Source organism: Acidiferrobacterales bacterium, from assembly GCA_028820695.1.
In the GTDB taxonomy this organism is placed as follows: Bacteria; Pseudomonadota; Gammaproteobacteria; order Arenicellales; family JAJDZL01; genus JAJDZL01.
The window spans coordinates 1-3,428 of the sequence record JAPPIB010000007.1; the positions used below are offsets into that span (position 1 = coordinate 1).

Annotated in this window: 2 protein-coding genes; both read right to left on the minus strand. The window is 54.1% G+C overall.

Annotation, left to right across the window (positions count from 1 at the left end):
• A partial coding sequence (locus OXI60_00905; protein MDE0308380.1) for an AAA family ATPase occupies positions 1–1,249 on the minus strand: 1,249 nt, incomplete at its 3' end.
• Between the two features lie 354 nt (positions 1,250–1,603).
• Positions 1,604–2,884 (minus strand): ATP-binding protein, encoded by a 1,281-nt coding sequence (locus OXI60_00910; protein MDE0308381.1) that lies wholly within the window; start codon positions 2,882–2,884, stop codon positions 1,604–1,606.
• Positions 2,885–3,428 lie beyond the last annotated feature (544 nt).

Sequence of the window (3,428 nt, forward strand, 5' to 3'; positions counted from 1 at the left end):
ACGCCAGAATCGGGCTGTTGATGCGAAAATAATGCTCTAACGCGATTTCAGGGTGCAACCTCTCGCCGAAACCCGCAAAGTCGTTCTCCGTCAATAGATCAACCAACTCCATCCCCCGGTCTTCCGCCTCGCGCCCGCGCCGGGTCACATACTCCAGCAGACCATGGCTCAAGCTTTGCCTCACCTCCAGATTCGGATAGTCCAGCGTGTAGCGGATACGAGTGCCTCGGCGTTCCTCCCCAACAATCGTAAGATAGCCGGTCTGGAACAGCAAGGCATCAATGCCGATGTCACCGACATCGAACCTGGACACCAGGCTCTGGTCCGCCACCCGGTTCTCCAGGGCCATCGGATTGACCCGCTCCTGTACCAGCATCCGGAACAGGAACTGCGGCGAGCCGGTCTCAAACCAGTAGGGCCGGAACTGCCGGCTGTCAAACAGCAACAGGATATCAATAGGATTGTAGAGCCGCTTCCCGCCCAGCCAGCCGTAGCCGTTGTACCAGCGCCGGATGTCGTCCCGGTCAAGACTCGGAAGCTCCGCCGGGAACACCTCGTCCAGGTCCTCGTCGGTGTAGCCGCAGATCGAGGCAAACCTCGGATCAATGCTGATGTCCTTGAGATTGTTCAGCCCCGAGAAAAGACTCACCTTCGAGAACATGCTGACACCGGTGACCAAGACAAAGCGCACATGCTCGGCACTGTCCTTGATGATCCCATACAACCCCCTGAGGTAGTCCCGGTTGGACTTCGCCATCTCCGGATCATCCAGCACATCCAGGATCGGTTTGTCATACTCGTCCACCAGCACTACGACCTGTCTGCCGGTACTGTGATGCAGACGTCGCAGCACATCCTGTAAACGCTCCGGTCCGGTCTGCGCTGCAGACAACGAATCGAGTTGAGCCTGCTCCTCGACCCATACCAGCTGATTGATAACACTTCGCTCGACATCGCCCGGCTCGTTGTATTTCCCACCGAAACTCAGCCGTACCACAGGATGACTTTCCGACCAGTTCCACTCACTGTGGATGGCAAGGCCCCGGAACAGCTCCTCCTCCCCCTCGAACAGCAACCTGATCGTGTCCAGCAACAGGCTCTTGCCGAAGCGGCGCGGACGCGACAGGAAGTAAAACCGACCGTCCTCGACCAGTTGACGTATGTGCGGGGTCTTGTCCACATAGTAACAGTCGGTCTCCCGGATGGTGCGGAAATCCTGAATCCCGATCGGAAGCTTGCGGCGACTCATCTTTCTGTTCGAGGTGGGTTTTCAAAGCCCATACCGGGCAATGGCGCACTGCGACATGCGGACAGTATCGTTCTCAGAGCCAGCAGCATGCAACATGACCTCGTCGCGCAAACCACGGCGGGTACTGTTAACTACCGATATTGATAGGCTAAACTTGCCATGAGTGCATTTAATCGGGTAGTTGCCAGACTCAAGTGTCTGGTTTCCACTCCTGCAGCAATCGGGATTACTGTCAATGTGTTTGCGACCCGGCTTGGCTTGTATTTCATCTCTTGTTGTCTTGTTATCCTGAGTTGTGGGAAACCGATTCTCCGGTAGATAGTGTGTCATCGACGCTTATGCATCAGCATTCACCTAGTCGTTGGGGTACGTCTGCAAGTAATCACACAAGGACGGGATTGGAAAACGAAAGCGGTGCGAATCCTCTGCCATCGGAGCAAGCAGACCCGCATGCAGAACCTTCAACAAGAATTCATCCAAAGACTGATGAATGAGTTCCAGATCGCCACTGACGATATCGCCGATTTCCTTACGGCTCAATATTCCGTGCGGCTTTCCAGCAGCTGCAACAGCAAGCAGCTTGTAAAGTTCAGGATCGTGAGATCCAGCAATACGCCTATCTGCATAGTAGGCACACTTGCGCGCAGTTCCTTCATTGATCGCCTGTTGCAGCAGATGTCTCTCGACCTTGCCCCCATTGGCGCGGATCACGTGGCCGGCGGCAACTGCCACCCGGTTGATGTGTTGTGGCCATCCCTGAGACAGGTTCGCCAGCTCAATGCTCCAATGCGAATTCTCCTCATCTGCACCTTCATAGTAGGTATCAAGCATCAAGCGTAAAGAACGCTGTGCGTCCGGTATCGGGAGAGGCTCCAAATCCAGAACTCTCTTGTCAGGCGGTCTTGAGAGACCACAATCGCGCAAGATCTGCTTCGTATCACCCAATCCGAAAAACGCGGCCACCAAAGGAATGTCTTCCGGCGGATTGTGCAGACAGTTCATCACACCTTCTGTCGTTTCCCTGACCGGCATGTTCTGCGCTTCGTCGACAAACACAACCAAACGGAACTTTTTGAGCAAAGGAGCTGTATTCGCGAAAACCAGTTCAGCAAGCTGGCCATCGTCTGAACTTTGCTGCGGCCGCCCGCCTACGGAAACACCGCCTATGCCGAATCCACGCTCAGACAATTCCCGATAGAGTTTTTGTCCGATTTTCACATACTCGTCAAACTTTCCGGTGATAGTTTCTGAAGCGCTCTGTGACAGCCGCTTGCTCTCTTTGTTCACGGCGTTCAGGATAACGCCCATGGCCTGCGAGGCCGACATCAACGTTTCAGGCTTTATCGGAACCGCCACCCATGGGTCATCGGGAGTTGAATGCCGCCGCACAGCTTCCATACATTCGAGCATCAATGCCGACTTGCCGGCACCGGGTGCGCCATGGAAAATCATGGTGCCGCCGCCGACAATCCCTTCCTCAAGACTCTCAAGAGCCGATCGAAACACCTCATATTCAGCATCCCTTCCGGAAAAGAACGGTTCCCTGCCAGAATCGGCGCGATCCGTATGCCTTAACCACGTCTTCTCTGGAAACGGTTCAACTGGCACGGGTTTTGGGAAAGGTCTTTGTTCCATGTAAAGGATACTGGCAACAACTTACCCCTCTATTTTACACACCAGAGAGTTGATCGTTTCCAGCGATGTCAGAGCCCAGCCGGAGCAGCCGGGACCAAGACAAGTTTGGTGTGGCTGACATCAGTATTGACGCATCGATGTTCCAGACGGGATAACTGAAGATTGCGGGGGAGAGCTTGGGACGGCGTAGTGAGGCTTTACACTTTGGACCGTCCGAACTTCATTTTTGCCGAAGCATGTGGTCTGGCGCGGGCGCAGACTGGCTAAGAATTCTGTAATCGGAATGAACAGGTCAGTCGCCTGTTTCTGCGCTATACCTTGGCATGCTCTTAGTTGGTTACACATAGCCAATGTCCTCGTTCACGACATACGAGACCATTGCGAAACATGGCGAGATTCCGGGACAAAGTCGCGATAATTTGAAGTGACACTTTAAATACCGAAGCAAGACCACAAAAAGCCTCGAAATTGCGCTCATCCGCAGGCGAATCCAGTGGATTCGAGGAACGTGAGTCGGATTTAACAGGCTGATTCAATTGACTTA